The sequence below is a fragment of the Epibacterium sp. MM17-32 genome, assembly GCF_022348205.1.
Lineage (GTDB): Bacteria > Pseudomonadota > Alphaproteobacteria > Rhodobacterales > Rhodobacteraceae > Epibacterium.
In genome coordinates this window covers 174,863-196,936 of the sequence record NZ_JAKRFC010000002.1, presented here as the reverse complement: position 1 = coordinate 196,936, position 22,074 = coordinate 174,863, and the positions used below count along the sequence as shown (strand labels likewise).

The following is a 22,074-nucleotide window of genomic DNA, read 5'->3' as shown; positions in this document are numbered from 1 at the left end:
TGGAGTTGGGCCGCGCGCGCCGCGGACCCGGAAGGGTCCGCGGCGCGGGTCGCTTCGGGCATAGCCCGAAGCGAAAGGCCTCTGGCGCTGGGCGAGGGGGATGGCGGCTGATGTCAGCGCGTGAAACGAATTCCGGGCTTTGAAGGCCGCGCCGTCTGCGGCTGACTGCAGGCCGTCAGGGGCAGCCGCAGGCCCCTGATCGCCGAGTGAGGCCCGGCAAAACTGCTGTGTCCGGTTCAGCCATGGCCCGCCCCGTCCGCGTCCTCCCGGCGGGGTAGCAAGCCGCAACAATCAGGCGGCGTCCCACCGGGGCGCATATGTGCCGCTCGGAGAGGCAGGCCATCTCCAGCACATCGCGCAGCCCTCCAGGCTCAGGGGCGGCGAGAGGCGTCGTGCCGGCCCCCAGCCGCTGTCCTCATGGGGCCCGAGATCCGCCGCATCGGCGGTGTGGATCTGGGCGCCTCCCAGATTTTTGGGCAGTGCCACCAGCGTTTCGGCCATCCGCGCCAGCGACAGTCGTGCCACCGCGACCTCCTCGCCCCGGGCCGCCGCCGCCAGGGCGGACAGAACCGCTGCGGCCATCAGATAGCCTGTGCCGTGATCCAGCGCCTGCACGGGCAGCGGCGTCGGCCGGTCGCTCCGGGCCCAGTCCTGCCCGGCGTGGGCGATCCCGGCGCTCATCTGGACCAGGCTGTCAAAGCCGCGCCGCCCGGCCCAGGGACCGGTCCAGCCATAGGCGTTCAGCGTCACCTCGATCCGGTTGGGCGCAATGGCATCGCGCGTCGCCAGATCGAGCCCTAATGCCTCCAACGCCCCGGGCCGGTAACCGTGCACCAGCACATCCGCCTGCGCGAGCAGGTCCTTCAGCCGCTCCCGGTCAAGCGCACTGCGCAGATTGAGCTGCGCCATGTATTTCCCCAGGCTGATCTCCTGCAGGACCCCGGGCTCGTCCCAGCCGGGCGGGTCGATCCGCAACACATCGGCACCGAACCCGGCCAGCGTGCGGGTGCTGACGGGACCGGCCAACACGCGCGTCAGATCGAGCACCCGCATCCCCTGAAGCGGGCGCGACAGGCTTGCCTCCGGGCGGTCGCGCAGCACCACGCGGCGGGGCTTGATCCAGTCCACCAAGGGCTCTGCCGCGACCGCCTTGCCCTGCGGATGCGCCTGCCAGTCCGCGCGGCTGCGCAGGGCGGCCGCGACACCGCCGGCGGCGACCACCGCCTGTTCAAGCGGATCGCCGTCCCAATGTGCAACCTCTGCCGCGACAGCCTCGCGGTCCTCGGCGCAGCCCAGCACGGAGAGCGCCGCAGCGCGGTGGTGCGGCAGGTTGGTGTGCAGGCGGATCCAGCCATCGGCGCAGGGGTAGTCCCCAGCGATCGGATCCCAGAGCGCGGGCATCTCCCAGCCGTCCGGGTGAAAGGACGCGCCGAACCACAAGGACGCCAGACGCTGATCCACCGTGACCTCCGGCGCGCGCGCGGCCAGGTTCAGCGCCGCGATCAGATCCGCCATGGCCAGCCCCACCGCCGCAACCGACGCATTGGCCAGTTCCGACACCGCGTAGGCACTCGGCCGGTGGCCGGTGCCGGTGACGCGATAGGAGCCGGGGGCCGGGAGGGAGGTCAGGAGTGTCATTGCTGATAGGGATCCAGACTGTCGCGCAAACCATCGCCAAGGAAGTTGAAGGCAAGCACCACCACGATGATCGGCAGCATCGGGATCGCGGTCCAGGGGTAGATCTCGATATTGGCGAGGTTCTGCGCATCGTTGAGCATCACGCCCCAGCTCACGGCGGGCGCCCGCAGGCCGAGGCCGAGGAACGACAGCGCCGTCTCGCCGAGGATCATCGCCGGGATCGACAGGGTGGCCGAGGCGATCAGGTGGCTCATGAAGTTGGGTAACAGGTGCTTCTTGATGACGCGGCCGGACGAGGCCCCCATCATCTCGGCGGCGCGGACGTATTCCTCTTCGCGCAAGCTGAGGAATTTGGCCCGTACCGAACGCGCCAGCCCGGGCCAGTCCAATATGCCGAGGATGATCGAGATGATGAAGAACACCGCCACCGGCGACCAGGTGGAGGGCACCGCGGCGGACAACGCCAGCCAGAGCGGCAGCTCCGGCAGGCTGCGCAGGATCTCGATCACCCGGTTGATGACCCAGTCGATTTTGCCGCCGAAATACCCCGCCACCGAGCCGAAGAAAATGCCCAGCACAAAGGACACGGTGATGCCGATCAGACCCACCGTCAGCGACAGTTGCGCGCCAAACAGGATGCGGCTGAAGATGTCGCGGCCCAGCCGGTCAGAGCCCCAGAGGAACAATGTCGCGCCCTCGGGGGCGCAGAACAGATGGGTATCGGCAGGGATCAGCCCGGCGAGGCGATATTCTGCCCCCTCGCAGAAGAACTCGATCTGCCGGGGATTGTCATAATCGGGCTTCACCACCCATTGAAAGGTCTCCAGATCCGCTTCCGAGGTCAGCGGATAGATGAACGGGCCAAGGAATTCGCCCTCGTGAAACAGGTTCACCGATTGCGGCGGCGAATAGAGATGTTCGGCATCGCGTTCGTTTGGCCCGTAGGGGGCGATAAAGCCGACAAAGGGCAGCATCACATAGCAGAACAGCAGGAAGATGCCGGAGATCAGGCCGAGGCGGTGGGTCTTGAACTTGCGCCAGATCAGCACCCAGTTGGGGGCGTCGAGGTCCTTGCGCTCCAGCTCGCGGATCGAGGCCTGCGGATCATAGGGCGCATCGTCGACATAGCGACCATCGGGGGAATTCTGGCTCATGTCTCACGCCCCTCATAGCGGATGCGCGGATCAAGCAGGACCAGCAGCACGTCGGAGATCATGGTGCCGATCAAAGTCAGCAGCGCCACGAACATCAAAACGAACCCCGACAGGAACATGTCCTGCGATTTCAGCGCCTGCAACAGCACCGGGCCGATCGTTTGCAGCCCCAGCACCACCGAGACCAGAACTGAGCCGGAGACCATCGCGGGCAAGAGGTTGCCGATATCGGCCACAAAGGGGTTGAAGGCCACCCGCAGCGGGTATTTCGCCAGCATCCGCGAGGGGCGCATGCCCTTGGCCACGGCGGTTTCCACGTAGGGTTTGCCCAGCTCATCCAGCATATTGGCGCGCAGCCGCTGCATCATCGCCGAAGCCCCGGAGGTGCCGATCACGAAGGTGGGCACGATCAGGTGGATCAGGATCGATTTGACCTTGTCCCAGCTCATCGGCTCGCCCTCGAACTCCGGCGCCATCAGCCCGCCGATGGGCAGGTTCAGGTATTGGTGGCCGTAGTAGAACAGGATCAGCGCCAGCAGGAAGTTCGGTGTGGCCAGACCGAGATAGCCGATGAAAGCGGCGGTGTAGTCGATCATGGTGCGCGATTTGGCGGCGGCCAGAACGCCCAGGGGCAGCGCCACCAGATAGACAAACAGCACCGCCGCGAGGTTCACCAGCACCGTGAGCCAGAGGCTTTCGCCGACGATTTCGGAGACCGGGCGGTCAAATTCGAACGACCAGCCGAAGTTGCCCTGCAACATGCCGGAAAACCCGTGCGGGCCGGGGAGAATGCCCATCCAGATGAAGTACTGCTGCCAGAGCGGTTTATCCAAGGCGTATTCGCGGCGCAGGAATTCCGCCTTGGCCACACCCGCCTCCTGCCCGGTGGCGCGCAGTTCCGCGATCTGGTTCGACAGGAAATCCCCCGGCGGCAGGTTGATGATAAAGAACACCAGGACCGACACCAGCAGCAGGGTCAGCAGCATGGTGCCGAACCGGTAGATCGCGTAGCGGAGAATTTCCATCAGCCCTGGCCGTCCTCAAAGAAGAACTCATCCATCCGGTGCACGCCGAAATGCGCCCCCGGATCCCAGGCCCAGATCGCGGTCTTGGGCACGTTGCGCAACCGGTCGGAGACCACCACCGGCTGCGGTGCGCCGGCCACCAGCCCGATGGCAAAGACATTGTCGGCGTGGATCTGCAGCATCTCGCGCCAGGCCTCGGCGCGCATGGTGGCATCCGTGGCGAGGTTCCAGTCGTGCAGCAGCTCCATCAGGCGCTGGGCGGGCGCCAGGTCGGGCGCTTCGCCGACCGCGCCGCCGGTCTGGTAGAACTGGCCCCATTTCGGCCAGGACAGGAACACCTGATCGGTGGGGGCGAGATAGGCGGGCGAGGTATAGCTTTGCGGCAGCCCATTGTCCCAGCCGTACCAGACCGAGGCCATGGTGGTGCCGGAAAACACCCGGTTGCGCAGGATATCGCGGTCCAGCGGGCGCATCACCAGCTTGACGCCCACATCGCGCCAGTCATCGGTGATGATCTGGAGCGCGTTCTCCACCTCCTGACGCTCGCCGGCGGTCTCGATCACCAGCTCCATCGGACGGCCATCGGGCAGGCGGCGGATGCCGTAGCCGTCCCGTTCGACCAATCCGGCCTCGTCCAGCAGCCTGTTGGCCAGATCCGGGTCATATTGCGCCCAGGCATCGCGCAGGCTCTGGTCGAAGAACGGGCTTTGCTCCAGCACCGTCATGGCGCCGGGCTTGGCCAGTTTGAAATAGAGCGATTTGTTGATCGCGGCGCGGTTTATGGCCACCGACAAGGCCCGGCGCACGCGCACGTCGCGCAGGGTCTGGCGCCAGACCTCATCGACGGTGTTGAGGTTGGGGTAGATCGCGATCTGCGAGGCGGTGCCGGAGGACCAGAGCTCGGTCCGGTAGCCCCCGGCGGCCTCGCCCTTGCGCAGGATCGGGATGTCGCGGAAATCGAGGCCGCGCGCCTGCAGGTCGGCCTCGCCGGCGTTGGATTTGGCCGCCACCAGCCCGCCGGAGACGATCTCCATCTCGACGGTGTCGATATAGGGCAGCTGCACGCCGTTCTCGTCGATGCGGTGGTAATAGGGATTGCGCACGAACTGGTGCCGGATCTTCTTGCCGGCGGTGGCGTTGATCCAGGGCTGCAGCGTGGGCAGGTCGGGATTGTCGAACTTGTCCATATTGTCGCGCTTGTTGTGCAGCGCGGCCCAGCTCTTGACCCGGGCGTAGTCGATTTCCTCCTGCAGCGCTTCGGGCTCGGCAAAATCCTTGTGGAACTGTTTCAGATAGGCGGAGGGGCGATAGATGAAGGGCGGGGCGGCCTGCGCCAGCACCTGCAGGAAGCTGGGGTTGGGGGTGGTCCATTCAAACACCACGGTGGTCGCATCGGGAAAGGAGACCTGCGGCAGCTCCCCCTCGACGCGGACAAAATCCGGCGGGCCGGTGGGGTTCAGGTCTTCGTTGTTGGCGATGTGTTTCCACCAGTATTCGAAATCGGCCGACGTAAACGGATCCCCCGAGGACCATTTGTGCCCTTCACGCAGGTTCAGCGTGAACTTGCGGTCGCCCTCGCTTTCAAAGCTTTCGAGGATGTCGGGCACCAGATCGTAGGCTTCGTTGTAGCCGACAAGGCGGGCATAGCCGTAGACCACCATCTGGCGGATGTCCTTGGAGCGGGTGACCATGGTGTTCAATGTGCCGCCCTGAAGGCCGGGCGTGCGGCCCTTTGCGGCGACATTCACCACCAGGGGTTCGGCAGGAATGCGGTCGGCGACGGGGGGCAGATCGCCTGCCTCGACCTCCTGACTCCAGAAGCCACTCTCCTGCGGCTGCGGCTGTGCGATCGCCACAAGCGGCAATGCCAGTGCCCAGGCAAGGGTGGAGGCGAGGGTGAACAGGGGGCGTGCGTTAGACATGACAGCGTACCTTGTGTCCGGGGTCCAGTGGCACCAGCGGCGGGGCATCCTGTCCGGCAAAGCGGAAGGCCTCCGGCCAGCTTTCGGGCGCGCCTGCGCCCTGGGCCACGAGTTTCAGGTTGATGGGCCGGTCCACATCGGGCACCGGCTGAGCGGCGATCAACGCCTTGGTATAGGGGTGTTTGGGATCATGAAACAGAACCTCGGGCGGGCCTTGTTCCACGATCATGCCGCGCCGCATGACAGCGACCTCATCCGCGATACGGGCCACCACTGCAAGGTCGTGGCTGATAAACAGATAGGACAGCTGGCGGGCGTCGCGGATTTCTTCCAGCAGCGTCAGGATCTGCTCCTGCACCGAGACGTCCAGCGCCGAGGTCGGCTCGTCACAGACCAGAAGCGCCGGATCGAGCATCAGCGCGCGGGCGATCGACAGGCGCTGACGCTGGCCGCCGGAAAACGCATGCGGATAGCGGCTGAGCATGTCTGCGGGCAGGCCGACCAGCCGCAGCATCTCGGCGGCACGGGCCTTGTGATCGGCGCGGCTGCCGATGCCATGGATCTCCAGCGGTTCGGCCAGGGTGTCAAAGATGCGCTGGCGCGGACTGAGCGAGGAATAGGGATCCTGAAACACCATCTGCGCCTGTCGCTGAAAGGCGCGCCGGGCATCGCGGTCCATATCGTGCACCTGAAGCGGTGCCGCACCCGTGGTCGGGCGGAACAGCACCTCGCCACCGGGGTCCACGGTTTCGGCCCCGAGGGCGATCCGTGCCGCCGTGGTCTTGCCGGAACCGCTTTCGCCGACGATGGCCAGCGTCTTGCCGCGGGGCAGGCTCAGGTCGACCTGTTCGCAGGCGCGCACCAGAACCGGTTTGCTCCAGCTCTTGCCGGAGCGCATGGTGAAGGTCTTGGTGACGTTGTGCAGCTCCAGGATGCGGTCCTCCTGCCCGTCGCGCAGCGGGCAGATCGCCTCCGGGATCTTGGGGGCGGCGTTGAACAGATGCTGGGTGTAGGGGTGTGCGGGGGCGCGCAGGATCGGCTCTGCCGGGCCGGACTCCATCACCCGCCCCTTGTGCATCACCACCACCTGTTCGGCCATATTGGCCACCACGCCGAGGTCATGGGTGACAAGGATCATCGCCATGCCGGTTTCCTGCTGCAGATCCTTCATCAGCCCAAGCACCTGCGCCTGGGTGGTCACGTCGAGCGCGGTTGTGGGTTCATCGGCGATCAGCAGGTCGGGTTTGGCCACCATGGCCATGGCGATCATGGCGCGCTGGCGCATGCCGCCCGAGAGCTCAAACGGATACGACCGCCAGGTGCGGTCCGGGTCGGGAAAGCCCACACGTTCGAAACATTCGAGCACTTCACGCCGGGCCTCTGACTCGGACACCGATCTGTGCAGGTGGATGATCTCTGCCACCTGGTTCCCGATCCGGTGCAGCGGCGAGAGCGAGCGCATCGGTTCCTGAAAGATCATGGCGATCCGGTTGCCTCGCACATCGCGGCGCATCTGGCGTTCGCTGATCCGGGCAAGGTCGAGATCGCCATCGCCATCGCCATCGCCGGCGCTTCCGCTCAGCATCATGCGACCCGAATGCAATCTGGCAGTGCGCGGCAGGATGCGCAGCACGGCGCGGCAGCTGATGGTCTTGCCAGAGCCGCTTTCGCCGACAAGGGCCAGCGTTTCGCCGGGGGCGACGGAAAAGTTCACATTCCGGACAACCGGCTTGTCCTTTCCGAACCCGATACTTAGGTCTTCGACCGACAGAAGGGGACGCATTGCTAGTGGTCCCTGCCGCGTGATCGCTGCGCAAGACTGGTGATGTGAGATCTCCCTGTTTTTGCCATACCTTCGCGCGGGCAGGCCCTTGTAGTCAAATGCCATTTGTCGCAGGCAGGGGACTGCTGGAGCAATTGTGACCCACGCGCCCGTTCCCGCGCCGCACCGATGGCGGTACGCAGGGGCTGATAGTGTGAAGTTACGACATCAACGCGACAGTCCGCGTGGCTGTTCCAATCGAAAAGGGATCACAAGTGCCGACGAGACTGGATTTGTTCATCGACCGGATGGTGTCGCAGCGCGCCTGCCTGGACTTTGCCATTGCCGAAACCGACCCGCTGCCGGGGCCGGTGTTCGAACTGGGGCTGGGCAACGGGCGCACCTATCATCACATGCGGGAGCGGATCCGGGGGCGCGACATCTATGTGTTCGAGCGCGCGGTTGGGGCGCATCCCGACAGTATTCCGCCGGAAGACCGCACCATCCTGGGAGACGTGCGCGAGACGCTGCCCGCGGCGCTGGACCGGTTCGGGGCCAGTGCCAGCCTGATCCATGCGGATCTGGGCGGGCACAACCGCGAAAAGAACGATGCCTTTGCGCGGTTGATTTCGCCGCTGGTGGAGCCGCTGCTGGCGCCGGGGGGGCTGATGGTCTCCTCCGACCGGATGTATTTTGAGCAGATGCAGGAACTGCCCCTGCCCGAAGGCGCGGTCGAGGGGCGCTGTTTCGTGTATCAGCGGGTCTGAGCGGATCTGATCCAGCGCGGGCGGGCAGGGCGGCGCGGTGAGTGCGGTGCTCCGCCGCGACTTGCACTGGCGTGCCCATCGGGGCACTGTGCACGGGCGCGACATAGGCGCGCGATGACCCCGAGAGCGTGATGACATCCAGACCCCTGCTGCACCGTGATGATCCCGACGCCGCGCCCCTGATCGGCAATATCAAGGTCACCCGCGACGATTGGCTGAATGTCGCGCTGGATGTTCTGATCCGTGACGGGGTGGAGCGGGTGAAAGTGCTGGCGCTGGCCGAGGCGATGGGGGTCTCGCGATCCTCTTTCTATTGGTATTTCAAGTCGCGGCAGGACCTGCTGGACGCCCTGCTGACCCGCTGGGAAGAGACCAATACCGCGGGTCTGATCGCACAGGCGCAGGCGCCGGCGGAGCGGGTCACCGGTGCGGTCCTGAACATCTTTCGCTGTATCGCCAATCCGGATCTGTTCGACACCGCGCTTGATTTTGCGGTGCGCGACTGGGCGCGTCGGTCCGATGCGGTGCTGGCACGGATGCGGGCGGGGGATGCGGCGCGGGTGGCGGCGCTGACCTCCATGTTTCAGCGCTACGGATGTGATGACCTTGAGGCGCTCACCCGGGCCAAGGTACTGTATTACATGCAGCTTGGCTATGACATGGCTGAGCCGCAGGAGAGCCATGACTATCGTCTCTCGATGACGCCGGAGTATCTGAAGGTCTTTACCGGCCAGGCGCCGACGGATGCGGAGATGCAGGAGTTTGCCGATTACAGTCGCCGGTTCTGGCGCGATCTGTCCCGTTAGAGGCGTCTGCCAAGCGGGCGCGCTGGCGCGCGTCAGGTTGAGCCCTGCCCCCAAAAAGGGACAGGGCCGTGGCCTCCGGCGGGAGGTATTTTGGAAAAGGTGAAGCGGTCAGGCTATGTGCAGGGCGTCGACCTCGGCCTTTACCCTGCGGGCGGCCTCTGCGCGCACCGGGCCATAGCCGCGGATTTCCATCGGGGCTTTGAGGATGGTGTCCAGCGTGTCGGGGGGCAGGGCTGCAGGGTGGGCGATGATGTCGTCGATCAGGTTCTGGAACCACTCCCTGAGGTCGCGGTGCATACGGGCCTCAGCGTGGTAGGCGAAGGGGTTGAGCGGGGATTGGCGGAGGGTCTTGCCTTTGGCCAGCAAGGACAGCACCGGTGTCATCCAAGCCCCAAGCGCGCGTTTGGCCGGGCGGCCCCGGGCATCGGTTTTGAAGTTCAAGAGCGGCGGGGCCATGTGGTATTTGACGGTGAAGTCGCCGTCGAATTCGCGGTCGAGTTCGGCCTTGAAGCTGTCGGCGCTCATCAGGCGGGCCACTTCGAACTCGTCCTTATACGCCATGAGTTTAAAGAGGCTGCGGGCGGCGGTGGCCGTGAGCGCGTCGGCCTGATCTGCGGGCAGTGCCCTGTGCAGGCGCTTCAGGCGATCCGTGTAGGACTTGGCATAGGCTGCGTTCTGGTAGGCGGTCAGGAACGCGGCGCGGCGGTCGATGAGCTGCTCCAGCGTTTCGTCCTCTGGCGTGTCCTCGTTGTAGTGGGATTTCAGGCGATCCGGTGCGGCGGCCATGGCGCGGCCAATGGCGAAGGCGAGCTGGTTTTTCTCAATCGCGACGCCGTTCAGCACAATGGCCTGTTGCAAAGCGGTGAGGCTGACGGGCACCAGACCTTGCTGCCATGAGAACCCCAGCATGATGACATTGGCCAGCACCGCATCGCCCAGAAGTGTTTCGGCAATTGCGTTTGCATTGAGGGCTGTGATGTTCTCGGTGCCGACCACCGAGGCCACCGCGCGGGCGCGGGCGGGGATGTCGAGTGTGGCGTCGCGGCGCAGAACGATGTCGCCGGTGGGCATTTCGGCAAGGTTCAGCGCCACCCGGCTGCCCTCGCGGTAATGCGCAGAGGCTTTGGGCGCGGAGGAGACCACCGCGTCACAGGCGATCACCGCGTCCGCCGCGCTCAGATCGGTGCGCACCTGATGGACCTCATCCGGGGATTTGGCGAGGCGGATGTAGCTGAGGACGGTGCCGAATTTCTGCGCAAAGCCTGTGAAATCAAGCACCGATGCGCCTTTGCCCTCCAGATGGGCGGCCATGGTGATGAGCGCGCCGACCGTGACCACACCGGTGCCGCCAACGCCGGTGACCAATAGGTCAAAGGGTTTCCCCAACGCAGGCAGGTCGGGTGCGGGCAGATCGGCGGTGAGCTGCTGGGCGTCCAGATCGCGCAGTTCCTTCTTGCGCCGGGTGGCGCCCTCAACCGTCACGAAGCTGGGGCAGAAGCCATTGAGGCAGGAGAAATCCTTGTTGCAGCTGGAGAGGTTGATTTTGCGCTTGCGGCCAAAGGGGGTTTCTTTGGGTTCGACGCTTAGGCAGTTGCTCTCGACGGAACAATCGCCGCAGCCTTCGCAGACCAGATCGTTGATATAGGCAAAGCGCTTGGGGTCTTCCATCTTGCCGCGTTTGCGGCGGCGACGTTTCTCAGTGGCGCAAGTTTGCTCGTAGATCAGGAGGGTGACGCCCTTGATCTCGCGCAGTTCGCGCTGGACCAGATCAAGGTCGGCGCGATCATGAAAAGACGTGCCCGTCGGGAAGTCGCTGCGGGTGAATTTACCGATATCATCTGAGATCAGCGCGATGCGTTCTACGCCTTCGGCGCGCCCGGCCTGCGCGATGCCTGCGACCGAGACCGGGCCGTCCACGGGCTGACCGCCGGTCATGGCCACCGCATCATTATAGAGCACCTTGAAGGTGATATTGGCCCCCGCTGCCACCGCCTGACGGATGGCGAGCGAGCCGGAGTGATACCATGTGCCTTCGCCAAGGTTCTGGAATACATGTTTGCCGCCGTTGTACTTGGACGCGACCAGATGCGGCACGCCTTCGCCGCCCATCTGCGCATAGCCTGCGGTGTCGCGCCCCATCCAAGAGGCCATGACGTGACATCCGATCCCGGAGTTGGCGGTGGAGCCTTCGGGGACCTTGGTGGAGGTGTTATGCGGGCAGCCGGAACAGAAGTAGGGTGTACGGGTGGCACCGGGGATGTTCAAAAGGTTGGGCGGCTGCTCAGTCAGGGCGCGCGCCTTGTCGCGCAGGTTCAGGTCCGGGAAGAAACGGTCAAGACGTTCGGCCACCACCGGCACCAGCATCAGAGGGCTCAACTCACCCACCCATGGGATCAGCGGTTCGCCTGCGGCGTGGTATTTTCCGACCATTTTCTTGGGCTTGTCGCCGGGCCAGTCGTAGAAATATTCCTTGAACTGGCTCTCGATGATGCCGCGTTTTTCCTCGATGACCAGCACTTCTTCCTTGCCGTTTACAAAACGCAGCGCCTCGGCGCGGGCCAGCGGCCAGACCATGCCGACCTTGTAGATGTCGATGCCCAGGCTGCGGCAGGCGTCCTCGTCCAGATCCAAAAGGCGCAGCGCCTCCATCAGGTCGAGATGCCCCTTGCCAGTGGTGACGATACCAAAGCGCGCCTCGGGCAGATCGTAGATGCGGCGGTCGATCGGGTTGGCCTCGGCAAAGGCGCGCACGGCCTGAAGTTTGGCGCGAATGCGGGTCTCGATCTCGGGGCTGGGCAGGTCGGAAGACCGGATGTGCAGCCCGCCGGGATAGTCCGGCAGATCGGGCAGGGTGAAGGTGCGGTCCTTGGGCAGTTCGACCGAGCGGCCACTTTCCACGGTTTCCGAGACCGCCTTGAACCCCACCCATGTGCCGGAATAACGCGACAGCGCGATGCCGTATTCGCCAAAGGACAGGTATTCGCCCACATCGGCGGGGTTCAGGACCGGCATGAACCACGACATGAAGGCCACATCCGACTGATGCGGCATGGAAGAGGAGACACAGCCGTGGTCATCGCCCGCCACCACCAGAACGCCGCCTTTCGGCGAAGAGCCGTAAGCGTTGCCGTGTTTCAGCGCATCGCCGGAGCGGTCCACGCCGGGGCCCTTGCCGTACCACATGGAAAACACGCCCTCGACCGCGCAGTCGGGGTCAAGAACGGCCTGTTGCGCGCCCAGAACGGCCGTGGCGCCGAGGTCCTCGTTGACGGCGGGCATGAAGGTGATGTCGGCCTCGCTCATCCGGTCGCGGGCGCGCCAGAATTCCAGATCGACACCGCCAAGTGGGGAGCCGCGATAGCCGGAGACAAAGCCCGCTGTATTCAGCCCCGCGGCGCGGTCGCGGCGGGATTGGTCCAACATGATCCGGGCGAGGGCTTGTGTTCCGGTCAGAAACACGCGGCCTTCGGTGCGGGCGTAGCGGTCCTCCAGCTGGTACGTGTCAAACGCGTGGGACAGCTCGGTCATGTCGGCTCCTTCGTGGCTATCGGGCATGGCAATCGGGCGGGGATGGCTCGGCGATGCAATGATACGCCCCGTTCGGCGAAAAAACTTGCCAGATATGGTGCTTCCTTGCAGTTATGTGGATAAACTGTCCGCGTAGGGCCGTTTTTCTGAACAGGGGTTTCACATCGATGAAGCTGGATGACCGTGATCGTCGCATTCTGACGCTGCTACAAGAGGATTGCCGCATGTCGAACGCCGATCTGGCCGATGCGGTGGGCATGTCGCCCTCGGCGCTCTGGCGTCGGGTGCGCGCGCTGGAGGAGGCCGGTGTGATTGACCGCTATGGGGCCGTGGTGGTGCCCAAGGCGGTTGGATTGGGATTTGAGGCGCTGGTACAGGTCAACCTGACGCGGCATGCACCCGAGCATCTGACCGAATTCATCCATGCGGTGGAGGCCAACCCACATGTGGTCGACTGCTATGCGACCACCGGACAGGCGGACTATCATTTGCGGGTGCTGGCGCCGGATCTGGAAGCCTACAACCAGTTTCTGGAGCAGTTCCTGTTTCAGCTGGCGGGGGTGGCCAGCGCGCAAACCCATGTCATTCTGAAAACGATCAAGCGAGATACCCCAGTGGTGCCCTGAGCGTGGCTGTGCGACGTCCCACTTTGCGACGCCTCGTGCGGGGGTGCGGGCATGCGCGGGGCAGGGTTTCCGGTTGTGCTACCTGTATGTTCCCGATATGTTCCGAGTCGTGGTGAAGCGAGGAGTGGAGCGATGGCCAGGGTTGCGGTGCTGCTGACGCAGGGGTTTGCGGATTGGGAATATGGTGTCTTGTGCGGCCTCGGACAGGGCTACTTCGGTCTTGAGATCCGCTATGTAGCCCCCGAGCCCGGCGTGGTGACCTCGATGGGCGGGCTGGTGGCGCGGGTGCAGGACGGATGTGAGGCGCTGGCGTCCTGGAACCCGGAGGCGTTGGTGGTGATCGGCGGCACGATCTGGGAGCAACCGAACGCGCCTGAGCTGTCCGCGTGGCTGCAAGACCTGCATGCGCGCGGCACGGTGATCGCGGGGATCTGCGGTGGGACGCTGGCGCTGGCGCGCGCCGGATTGTTGAATGCGCGGCGCCATACATCGAATGATCCGGCGTTTCTCGGCACCAACGCCGACAGCTATGCGGGCGCGGCGCGCTATGTGGACCAAGCCACGGCTGTTTCCGATGGCGGTGTGATCACCGCGGCGGGCACCGCACCGGTGAGTTTTGCTGCCGAGATCATGACCGCGGTCGATATCCCGCTGGAGACCGTGCATCAGCTGAAATCGATGCTCGGCGCAGAGCATAAGGCAGGGCCGGTGTCTGTCTCCTGAAAGGGGCGCTGCTGGCGGGAGGGTCAGGCGCGCGGGATCTGCGGCCGGATCTGCGGCCCGATGATCCGGCCGCGGGACGAGATGTCAGAACGAAACTGTTGCCCAGGCCGCGGCCATGCCCACGTAGGTCAGGTGATGCAGCAGTTGATCGGTGCCCATGGCGCGCCAGAATGCCCCCTGGGTCGGGTCGAGCTTGTGGCACTCGGTATGATGCGCTTTCCAGAAGTCGATATTGAAGTGGATCACCCATTCCGCGGCACAGACGGCAACGATGAACCAGGGGGGGCTGCCGACAATGAACAGGACAACCACCGAGGCCAGAGCATGGACGCCCGCGTGTTGCGCCCGGCCGGGATGAAAATACTGGCACCGGCCTGACAGCATCTTTTTGGTCTGCAGGTAGAAGTCGGCAAACATATGCTTGACCTCGAGCAGGCAGATCAGCAGCAGGACGATCCCGACATTCTCAGGCAAAACAGGCGCTCCTCTTGCAGTTGCGTTTCGCGCGGGCATGTTACCCCGGCGGACCTTACGGTGTTTGTCCTGTATCGCAAATACCGCATTCGACTGTCTGTGACATAGCTCACAGACGCGTTCCAGCCAGCTTTCTAGGCTGGGATCGCGCCCGTGCCTGCGCCATTGCCTGCCATGGTCAAACCGCGCTACCCATGGCAAAACACTGCATAATAACCGTCACATCCTACAGGCCGCGTCCTGTCACCTGATCTTTGGAGCTCCTCCCATAGAACGCTCGCTTTTCCAATTCATCTGGAAGTACTCCAAGCGCGACCAGCTGATTCTCCTGGTGGTCACGGCCTGTCTGTTCCCGCTGCTCTATCTGACGCTGGAGTTGCCCAAGCGGATCATCAATGACGCCATCGGGGCGCAGAGCTCCGTGGTCGAGGTCTGGGGCCATCAGGTGGATCAGCTCACCTACCTGTGGCTGCTTTGCGGTGCCTTTCTGCTTGCGGTGCTGGCGCATGGGCTGACCAAGATGCGCATCAACACCATGAAAGGTGTGCTGGCAGAGCGTATGCTGCGCCGGTTTCGCTACAGTCTGATCGCGCGGGTGTTGCGGTTCCCGCAGCCCTATTTCGAGCGCACAAGCCAGGGCGAACTGGTGTCGATGATCACCTCCGAATCCGAGCCCATGGGCGGGCTGATGGGGGATGCGGTCAGCCAGCCGGTGCTCCAGGCCGGCCAGATGCTGACCATCCTCTATTTCCTGTTTGCGCAGAATGTCTGGTTCGGTCTCGCCGCGATTGCCCTCATACCCTTGCAGGGCTGGCTGATCCCGCTGTTGCAGCGACGGATCAACAAGCTCAACAAGAAGCGCATCCAGCAGGTGCGGGCGCTGGCCTCGGAAATCGGTGAAAGCGCCGCCGGGGCGGCGACGCTGCGGGTGAACGGCGGCTGGCGCTACCGCATGGCGCGGGTGACGGATCGGCTGGGGCGGCTCTACGAGATCCGTTTCGAGATCTATCAGAAAAAGTTCTTCATGAAGTTCCTCAACAACTTCATCACCCAGCTGACGCCGTTCTTCTTCTACGCGGTCGGCGGCTATCTGGTGCTGGAGGGCAAGGTCTCGCTCGGGGCGCTGGTTGCGGCCCTGGCGGCCTACAAGGACCTTGCCTCGCCGTGGAAGGAACTGCTGACCTATTACAACCAGACCCAGGACATGGCGCTGCGCTGGGAGGTGATCCTGGAGCGGTTCGCGCCGCCGGACATGGTGGATGAGCGCCTGATGCAGGGCGAGCCGGAGACGCTGCCGCATCTGGATGGCGACATCGTGCTGGATGGCGTCAGCGTGCGCGATGCGGATGGCAATCTGGTGCTGGAGGAGCTGACGGCGACCTTCCCCAAGGGCGAATTGATCGGTATCGCCGCGCCGTCCGAAGAGGACCGCCGTGCCCTGGCAGAGGTTCTGACCCGTGAGGTGCTGCCCGCATCGGGCACGGTGACCCTGGCCGGACATAACATTCGCGAACTGCACCAGATGGTGCTGGCAACGCGGGTCGGCCATGCCACCTCGCGCCCGGCGCTGTTCCAGGGGTCATTCGGGGAAAACGTGCTGATGCCACTGCGGGTGCGCCCGTTGGAGGATCCTTCCGATCCACGCGTCCAGCGCGATGCCATCCGTGCGGGCAACAGCCCCGATCCCTTTGATGTGAACTGGGTCGATCCGCGCATTGCCGGGTTTGAGAAGCCGGAGGAACTGCGCGACTGGTGGTTGCGCATCGTCGAGGGCATCGGCTCTGACACGGCGCTGCTGCGGCGGGGCATGGACCAGATCTTTGACCGGGCGGAGCATCCGAAACTGGCCGATGCGCTGGTGAAGCTGCGCCCGCATGTGCAGCTGGCGCTGATGGATGCGGGGCTGGATGCCTTTGCCCATTTCAACAATCGCGAACAGTATAACCCCGCGTTGCCGGTGGTGGAGAACCTGCTCTATGCGACGCGCTCGGTGCCGATCACCTACGAGCTGTTGCGACAGCAGAGCGACTTTCTGGAGACGGTGCGCCGTATCGGGCTCGACAAGGATCTGGTGATGCTGGCGCAGGACGTGCTGGAAATGCTGCGGCAGATCTTTGGCATGGACGGCACCGTGCATCCGTTGTTCCGCAAGCTGGGGCTGGAGGCTTCGGACTATGAGGCGGCACTGCAATTGCTGCAAAAGGTGAAATCCAAGGGCACCGAGGCGCTGGAGCCGGAGGAGCTGGCGCAGATGATGATCGTGCCCTTCTCGATTTCCGCCGAGTCACTGGGGCCAGCCTTCAGCACCGAGATCGAGGACCGCATCCTGTCCCTGCGCGACAGCCACGGGCGCGAGCTTCTGGACACGCTCGACGATATTTTTGTGCCGCTCTACGAGGGCGATTTCGCGCCCGGCTTTACAGTGCTGGAGAACGCCATCTTCGGCAAGATTTCCGACAGCGCCGGCGCGCGGGCCGAGGATCTGCGCAAGGCGGTTGCCGAGGTGATCGACGAGGCCGGCGTGCGCGAAATGGTGGTGGAGCTGATCTTTGACCTGCCGGTGTCCGTTGGCGGGCAGGGGCTGGGGCAGAGCTTTGCCGAGCCGCTGGCCTTTTGCCGCGCGTCGATCAAGCGCCCGGATGTGCTCATCCTAGACAGCGCCCTGGCCAGTTTTGATCGCGACACCCGCCGCGCCATGCAGGACAATCTGCGCGAGCTGCTGCCGCACACCACGCTGATCTTCCTCGAACCGGCGTTCCGGGACCCGGATCGGTTCGACCATTATTTCGAACTGCGGCAAGGGCGCCTGAAGGACGAACGCGCCGACGACCGGGAGACTGGCGATGAGGACAGCGCCTCGGCGGCGGATCTGTCGCGCAAGCTGCGCGCGCTGGAAACCACCGAGCTGTTCTCCGGCCTCAACCGCCGCCAGCTGCGGCTGCTGGCCTTTGGCGCGCGCTGGTATGAGGCGGCACCGGGCACTGCCGTCTTCCACAAGGACGATGCGGCCACCGATGGGGCCTATATGATCATCGAGGGCGAGGCGGGGCTCTACCTGCCGTCTGATGACGACGGCACGCAGGCGCAGATGATCGCGCGGGTCGGGCCGGGTCGGCTGGTCGGAGAGCTTGGCCTGATCCGCAAGGAGCCCCGCGCCCTGTCGATGGTCGCAGAGAGCGACCTGACCTGCCTGCGGATCGGTGAGGAGGAGTTCCTCGCCGTGGTGGAGAATGATGCCAATACGGCCTTCAAGCTGTTGCAGGTGGTCGCGGGATACGTCTCCAGCTGAGATTGCGATCCGGCGTGATGCGACAGGCGGCCCTCCGGGGTGCCAGGCGGGCCGCTCAGGCGGGCCAAAAATACCAATGAAAATCAGGGAGAGAACGCATGAAACTGTTTCGCTACCGGACCGCCGAAGGGGTCCGCCCCGGCTTGATCGACGCGGAGGGCAAGCCCCGGGATCTGGCCCAGCATGTCGCGGATGTCACGCCGGAAACGCTGAACCCATCTGTGCTGGCGGCGATCGCGGCACTGGATGCGCGCGCACTGCCCGAACTGGAGGGGGCGCTCGACTATGCGCCCTGCGTCGGGGGTGTCGGCAAGTTCCTCTGCATCGGACTCAACTATTCCGATCATGCCCAGGAAGTGGGGGCGTCCCCTCCGGCACACCCCATTCTTTTCATGAAAGCAAATTCGGCGATCATAGGCGCCTGCGATGACGTGTGCATTCCCCGAGGGTCGAAGGCGACGGATTGGGAAGTCGAGCTGGGCGTGGTGATCGGTCAGGCGGCAAAATACGTCACAGTGGAAGACGCGTTGGACCATGTGGCGGGTTATTGCATCGTGAATGATGTCTCGGAACGCGACTTCCAGATGCAATTGACCGGGCAGTGGACCAAGGGCAAGAGCTGCGACACCTTTGGTCCCATCGGTCCGTGGCTGGTCACCGCTGATGAGGTGCCCGACCCTCAGGCGCTCGACCTGTCATGCGATGTGAACGGCCAGCGGATGCAGACCGGGCATACCAGCCGGATGATCTTTTCCGTGGCCGAGATCATCAGCCACCTCAGCCAGCTGATGACGCTGCATCCCGGGGATGTCATCGCCACCGGAACCCCTCCCGGGGTCGGCATGGGGCAGAAGCCCACGCCGATCTTTCTTCAGGAGGGCGATGTTATGGAGTTGGAAATTCAGGGGCTTGGCCGTCAGCGGCAAAACCTGCGCGCCGATCAATAAACCCGGGACACCGCGCCAGGGCGGCGCGGACCCTTCAACTGCAATAGATGTCCTGCAGTGTATCGAGGATGCTTGTGGCCGGTCCGTCGGCAAGGGAATAATAGACCGTCTTGCCTTCGCGCCGGGCCACAACCAGCCGATCTTCGCGCAGGCGGGAGAGCAGCTGGCTGACCGCGGCCTGCCGCTTGCCCAGCCTGTCTTCAAGCGCGCCCACCGAAAGCTCCTGCTCGCCGGCGAGATAGCACAGGATCATCAGGCGTCCCTCATGCGCCAGGGCTTTCAACAGGGTTGCGGCGTCAGACGCGCGATCTGCCATGTCGGGGGCGGGCATGTCCAGTGTTTCAGTCATGGTCAGGGTCTACTCTCGGGGCCGTCGTTGATCCTGCACGGGCGCAGGCTGAGTGTGTCAGGCCATAGGGCTGACGCTAACTAGAGTAAGTTCACGTCTTGTAGGGGGATCGCAAGAGTTTTGGCAAATATTTATTCATTTTAGCAAACCTCCGCTCACTTTTTGCGGGAACGCCTCGCCGGATCTGGCGAGGTTGGAAAAGATGTCCTAGCGGCAATGCGCTGGAAATGTCCAGACACGTCGCCGTGAGGACGGGCTCCGGGCGCAAGGTTGCGACTGGTGCGGGGCCACCCGAGCGGGGCATTGCCTGTCTGGTTACATGCGGGAATCAGGCGCTGTGCGCGGCAGCCGGCGGACTGTTGCTGGTCCGCCGGCTGGTTTGGGAGGGGCAGGGCTGATGCGTCGGTGCAGAGGTACCGGCGCTGCGTGTGGCGCTGGGTGACCTGCGGTCCGGGGAACCGCTAGGTGTCGCCGTCCAGAACCGGAGCACCCCCCTGAAACGCATTGCCGTTTGCATAGTCGCAGGGCGCTTCCTGCATGTTGAGGTGCAGGTCGTCGCCGGTAAACGGATGCGCGCGGGCGAGGTCCTCGTCCACCTCGATGCCGAGGCCCGCCGAGGTTGGCGGCGTGACAAAGCCCTGTTCGACCTGGATCGAGGATTTGATCAGCGCATCGTGAAAGGGGGTTTCGATCGTTTCTGCCATCAGAAGGTTGGGGATGGAGGCGGCGAACTGGATATTGGCCGCCCATTCCACCGGCCCGGCGTAGAGATGCGGCGCCATCTGGGCATTGAACACTTCGGCCATGGCGGCGACCTTCTTCATTTCCCAGATCCCGCCGGCGCGTCCGAGTGCGGGTTGCAGGATTTCCGCGGCACCGGCCCGCAGCAGCGCGCCAAATTCGGCCTTGGTGGACAGGCGTTCCCCGGCGGAAACCGGGATGCGGACCTGTCTGGCCACGCGGGCCATGTCCTCGACCATATCCGGCGGGGTGGGTTCTTCGTACCAGAGCGGGCTATAGGGTTCGAGCGCCTGGCCCATGCGGATTGCGCCCGCGGTGTTGAACTGGCCATGGGTGCCGAACAGGAGATCCGCCCTGTCGCCGACCGCGTCGCGGATCGCCTTGCAGAAGGCGACCGAGAGGCTGATGTCCGACATGGCGGGCATGTGGCCGCCGCGGATCGTGTAGGGGCCGGCGGGATCGAATTTCACCGCCGTATATCCGCGCGCGACGGCATCGCGGGCGGAGTCGGCGGCCATTTCGGGGGAGGTCCAGAAGGTGCTGATATCGTGGTGCGGCAAGGGGTAGAGGTAGGTATAGGCGCGGATACGGTCGTTCATCCGCCCCCCGAGCAGCGCATGCACCGGTCGGTCGCGATCCTTGCCGAGGATGTCCCAGCAGGCGATTTCGAGACCGGAGAAGGCTCCCATCACGGTTGGATCCGGGCGCTGGGTGAAGCCGGAGGAGTAGGCCCGGCGGAACATCAGCTCGATGTTCTCGGGGTTTTCACCCTGCATATGGCGGGCAAAGACGTCCTCGATCACGGCGGTCATTGCCTTGGGGCCGACAGTGGAGGCATAGCATTCCCCCCAGCCGGTAATGCCGGTGTCGGTGGTGAGTTTGACGAGAATCCAGTAGCGCCCGCCCCAGCCCGGAGCGGGGGGCGCGGTGATGATGATGTCGAGGTCCTGGAGTTTCATATCTCTCGGTCCTTTGATGGTCTGCAGATCGGGTGGAGGCGGGAGCGCGCGCCGGGGCCATCGAGGCCCCGGCGCGCGCGGGTCCGGGCCTGGTGGCCCGGATCCCTGCGTCAGGTTGCAATCCTCAGCGGTCGAAGAGGATCACATTGCGTTTGGCGCTGCCGGTTCTGGTATCGGCGATGGCGTCGTTGATCTGCGCCAGCGACCAGCGCCCCGAGATCAGTTCGTCCAGCTTCAGGCGGCCCTGCTGGTAGAGATCGACGATCCAGGGCACGTCCCGCTGGATCACCACATCTCCCATCTTGGAGCCCAGCAACCCCTGGCCCAGGGCGGCCATCACCACGGGTTCGTAGCGGGCCGTCTGGCCGGAGTGCGGCATTCCGATCATCACCGCGCGTCCCCCCGGCCCGAGATAGCGGGGGGCCTGCTCGTAGGCGGGAATGGCGCCGACGGTAATCAGCACAACTTCCGCGCCCTTCCCGCCGAGCGCCTCGAAGGCAGCGCGCCAGGGTTTCGGCTCGGTTGCGAGGACGCCGTGGGTTGCGCCGAAGTCCTGTGCAATCGCGAGCTTTTCGGAACTCATGTCGACCGCCACGATACGGCGGGCGCCGGCGATGCGCGCACCCTGGATCGCGTTGAGCCCGACGCCGCCAGCGCCGATGACCACCACGTCCTCGCCCGCTCTCAGATGGGCGGTGTTGACCGCTCCGCCGATGCCGGTGATCACGCCACAGGAGATCAGCGCCGCCACGTCCTTGGGGATCTGCGCGGGGATCTTCACGATCTGTCGGGCGCTGACCACGACCTTTTCGGCAAATGCACCGCAGTCCATCGCCTGAAGTATGGGGCGTCCCTCCGCGGTGGTGAGCGGCCCGTCGGTCCCGTCCCGGGGCGTGGCACAGTTGACGGGGCGACCCGCGGCACATGTGGGGCAGCTGCCGCAGGCCCGGATCAGGGTCACGATCACATCATCGCCGGGGGCGAACCCTTCGACACCGGCGCCAACCGCGGTGACGCGACCGGCGGCCTCATGTCCGAAGACCGCAGGCAGGGAGCCGCCCCAGGCCCCGTCGGCATAGGAGATGTCGCTATGGCAGATCGCGACGGCATCGAGGGTGACTTCGACTTCGCCCGCTCCGGGTGGTGCGATCCGGATTTCTTCGATCACAAGCGGGGCGCCATGTGTGTGGCACACTGCGGCCTTGATCAACTGCATGGTTCGTCTCCTCGTCGGTTGCGGTCAGGGTGACGGGCGCTCTGGTGCACTGCAATGCGGAAAACGGCGTTGAAGTGTCGGTTCTACGCTACGGCATCGGGTGGGACATTGGAGAGGCGCGCCGAACGGGGCCGCCGGGCCTGGGGGG

16 protein-coding genes are annotated in these 22,074 nt (G+C 64.6%); 6 read left to right on the top strand and 10 right to left on the bottom strand.

Translation table 11 applies throughout. From position 1 onward, the window contains the following. Positions 1-291: 291 nt before the first annotated feature. From MHM88_RS03880 to MHM88_RS03860, 5 genes are read right to left on the bottom strand one after another with little or no spacing between them, the layout of a single operon-like run. Positions 292-1,638: a CoA transferase gene (locus tag MHM88_RS03880; RefSeq protein ID WP_239360204.1), complete on the bottom strand. Its 1,347-nt coding sequence runs from the start codon at positions 1,636-1,638 to the stop codon at positions 292-294. Further along, a complete protein-coding gene (locus tag MHM88_RS03875; protein ID WP_239360202.1) occupies positions 1,635-2,792 on the bottom strand; it encodes an ABC transporter permease in 1,158 nt (385 codons plus the stop codon). The genes MHM88_RS03880 and MHM88_RS03875 overlap by 4 nt, the downstream gene beginning before the upstream one ends. After that, positions 2,789-3,817 carry an ABC transporter permease gene (locus MHM88_RS03870; protein WP_239360200.1) on the bottom strand — a complete coding sequence of 343 codons (1,029 nt, stop codon included), beginning with the start codon at positions 3,815-3,817 and terminating at the stop codon, positions 2,789-2,791. Before MHM88_RS03870 ends, MHM88_RS03875 begins: the two co-directional genes overlap by 4 nt. Next, positions 3,817-5,739 carry an ABC transporter substrate-binding protein gene (locus tag MHM88_RS03865; protein WP_239360198.1) on the bottom strand — a complete coding sequence of 641 codons (1,923 nt, stop codon included), beginning with the start codon at positions 5,737-5,739 and terminating at the stop codon, positions 3,817-3,819. Before MHM88_RS03865 ends, MHM88_RS03870 begins: the two co-directional genes overlap by 1 nt. Next, positions 5,732-7,522 (bottom strand): ABC transporter ATP-binding protein, encoded by a 1,791-nt coding sequence (locus MHM88_RS03860; RefSeq protein WP_239360196.1) that lies wholly within the window; start codon positions 7,520-7,522, stop codon positions 5,732-5,734. Before MHM88_RS03860 ends, MHM88_RS03865 begins: the two co-directional genes overlap by 8 nt. A gap of 254 nt (positions 7,523-7,776) precedes the next feature. Here MHM88_RS03860 and MHM88_RS03855 point away from each other — a divergent pair, with 254 nt between their 5' ends. Continuing rightward, positions 7,777-8,268, top strand: coding sequence for a class I SAM-dependent methyltransferase (locus MHM88_RS03855; RefSeq protein ID WP_370687451.1), 492 nt, complete (start codon positions 7,777-7,779; stop codon positions 8,266-8,268). A 131-nt stretch (positions 8,269-8,399) separates the two neighbouring features. Next, positions 8,400-9,074 (top strand): TetR/AcrR family transcriptional regulator, encoded by a 675-nt coding sequence (locus MHM88_RS03850; RefSeq protein WP_239318896.1) that lies wholly within the window; start codon positions 8,400-8,402, stop codon positions 9,072-9,074. Between the two features lie 108 nt (positions 9,075-9,182). Here MHM88_RS03850 and MHM88_RS03845 read toward each other — a convergent pair whose 3' ends face one another. Continuing rightward, positions 9,183-12,602, bottom strand: coding sequence for an indolepyruvate ferredoxin oxidoreductase family protein (locus tag MHM88_RS03845; protein WP_239360194.1), 3,420 nt, complete (start codon positions 12,600-12,602; stop codon positions 9,183-9,185). Positions 12,603-12,769: 167 nt separating this feature from the next. Here MHM88_RS03845 and MHM88_RS03840 point away from each other — a divergent pair, with 167 nt between their 5' ends. Further along, positions 12,770-13,228, top strand: a complete 459-nt coding sequence (locus MHM88_RS03840; protein ID WP_239318898.1) for an Lrp/AsnC family transcriptional regulator — start codon at positions 12,770-12,772, stop codon at positions 13,226-13,228. A 132-nt stretch (positions 13,229-13,360) separates the two neighbouring features. Then, positions 13,361-13,951, top strand: a complete 591-nt coding sequence (locus tag MHM88_RS03835; RefSeq protein WP_239360192.1) for a type 1 glutamine amidotransferase family protein — start codon at positions 13,361-13,363, stop codon at positions 13,949-13,951. Between the two features lie 84 nt (positions 13,952-14,035). Here MHM88_RS03835 and MHM88_RS03830 read toward each other — a convergent pair whose 3' ends face one another. After that, a complete protein-coding gene (locus MHM88_RS03830) occupies positions 14,036-14,425 on the bottom strand; it encodes a DUF3307 domain-containing protein (RefSeq protein ID WP_239360190.1) in 390 nt (129 codons plus the stop codon). A 322-nt stretch (positions 14,426-14,747) separates the two neighbouring features. Between MHM88_RS03830 and MHM88_RS03825 the strand changes: the two genes are divergently transcribed. Together MHM88_RS03825 and MHM88_RS03820 are read left to right on the top strand one after the other, a co-directional pair. After that, entirely contained in the window at positions 14,748-17,714 is a 2,967-nt protein-coding gene (locus MHM88_RS03825; protein ID WP_239361135.1) for an ABC transporter transmembrane domain-containing protein, read from the top strand. 98 nt (positions 17,715-17,812) lie between these two features. After that, entirely contained in the window at positions 17,813-18,661 is an 849-nt protein-coding gene (locus MHM88_RS03820; RefSeq protein ID WP_239360189.1) for a fumarylacetoacetate hydrolase family protein, read from the top strand. 34 nt (positions 18,662-18,695) lie between these two features. Here MHM88_RS03820 and MHM88_RS03815 read toward each other — a convergent pair whose 3' ends face one another. The 3 genes from MHM88_RS03815 to MHM88_RS03805 form a co-directional block, all read right to left on the bottom strand. Beyond that, on the bottom strand, positions 18,696-19,010 hold the full coding sequence (locus tag MHM88_RS03815) for a helix-turn-helix transcriptional regulator (RefSeq protein ID WP_239360187.1): 315 nt from the start codon (positions 19,008-19,010) through the stop codon (positions 18,696-18,698). Positions 19,011-19,471: 461 nt separating this feature from the next. Continuing rightward, the gene (locus tag MHM88_RS03810; RefSeq protein WP_239360177.1) at positions 19,472-20,710 is read right to left on the bottom strand and encodes a mandelate racemase/muconate lactonizing enzyme family protein; all 1,239 of its coding nucleotides are present in this window, start codon (positions 20,708-20,710) and stop codon (positions 19,472-19,474) included. A gap of 124 nt (positions 20,711-20,834) precedes the next feature. After that, on the bottom strand, positions 20,835-21,926 hold the full coding sequence (locus MHM88_RS03805; protein ID WP_239360176.1) for a zinc-binding dehydrogenase: 1,092 nt from the start codon (positions 21,924-21,926) through the stop codon (positions 20,835-20,837). Positions 21,927-22,074: the final 148 nt, after the last annotated feature.